The organism is Vulcanibacillus modesticaldus (assembly GCF_001730235.1).
Lineage (GTDB): Bacteria > Bacillota > Bacilli > Tepidibacillales > Tepidibacillaceae > Vulcanibacillus > Vulcanibacillus modesticaldus.
Window position 1 is genome coordinate 1 of record NZ_MIJF01000076.1, and the last position, 1,253, is coordinate 1,253.

Below are 1,253 nucleotides of genomic sequence, written 5' to 3' on the forward strand. Positions count from 1 at the left end.
TGGTTACGAATTTTACTTTGGAAGCCATACGATAATTGGATAAAGTTAATGGTTAAAGCACCAGGATAAAAATAGTTATTGTAAGTTGTTTTGTTTTTTTGTGAATAATTAAATCAAATAGTAATAATTGCCAAATGGACAGTGATCACCTTTAGTTGGTTACTGGTTCTTTGGTCGAAGTTTAGGAAAATATTGTTCAGAATATTGTGTGAACTAACCACTATAACTTTTATGCAACGCTATTGAATAATTATAAATATTGATAATAATGATATTGATACTGATACTTATCAAAATTACATGGATTTATATGATGAAACTATTAAACCTTCAGAAAGGCTTGTGGAAATCTACATAGTTGTTTTAGATGCTATAATTCAAAAAGATACTGGACTAAACTCTGGAATGAAGTATATATCAATTGATACAGATGTTACGGAAGATTTAAGTGAAGAAGAGAAAAAGGTATTATTAAATTATTTTAAAAAGTATAGCGCAGAAGTTAAGAATCTGTCATTTGAAGGTTTAAAAAACGAAGGTCTGTTTGACGAAGAGACTTTTTCATTAGAAGGCATCTTATTGGCAGTAAAAGACATAAAAAAGAAGACAGATAAAGAAGCTATAATTGAAGCTAGTAAATATAGATCTGGATTAGGTGCAATAGCAATTGAATATACACTTGAGTATATAAATGGTAAATGGGAGATTAAGCAAGAAAAAATGTTATGGATAAGTTAAAAAAAGAAAAAGATATTCTCATGTATGCTATAGCATAGATGGCACCAAACAACGTATAACAAGATATTCACGCTGCGGTCTAAAGCCCTTGGTCTCCCGAAGCGATAAGAAGAAAAGACAAATAGAAGTAGATTCAAAAAAATCGAAGAGGTGTAATCAGGCGACACATTCCCGAATGAACCGAGTCGGTACGCTCGAGTCTAAGATAAGAGTTATCTAAGACTCGAACATACCTGTAACATTCGGGAACGTCGCGAATAACCGATCGTTATAAGACATAACAACTAATAGTTATTTCATTGGTGTTTTTTTACAAACGAATTTATTGTATAATGTATTTAAATACATCCCAATGTTGAGGTGGATAAGATGAGTTTAGAAGAAAAATTACTAAAAGATTTTCAAAGTTTATCTGATGATAAAAAGAGGGAAGTAATAGATTTTGTTGAATTTTTAAAGATAAGAAATCGCGAAGTTGTAAATTTAATGGATGATATTATTGAAGAAAATCGTGA

1 protein-coding gene is annotated in these 1,253 nt (G+C 30.3%); it reads left to right on the top strand.

Going from position 1 to position 1,253, the window contains the following annotated elements; all coding sequences use genetic code 11:
* The first annotated feature begins 342 nt into the window (after positions 1–342).
* On the top strand, positions 343–738 hold the full coding sequence (locus tag BHF71_RS10175; protein WP_141705387.1) for a hypothetical protein: 396 nt from the start codon (positions 343–345) through the stop codon (positions 736–738).
* Positions 739–1,253 lie beyond the last annotated feature (515 nt).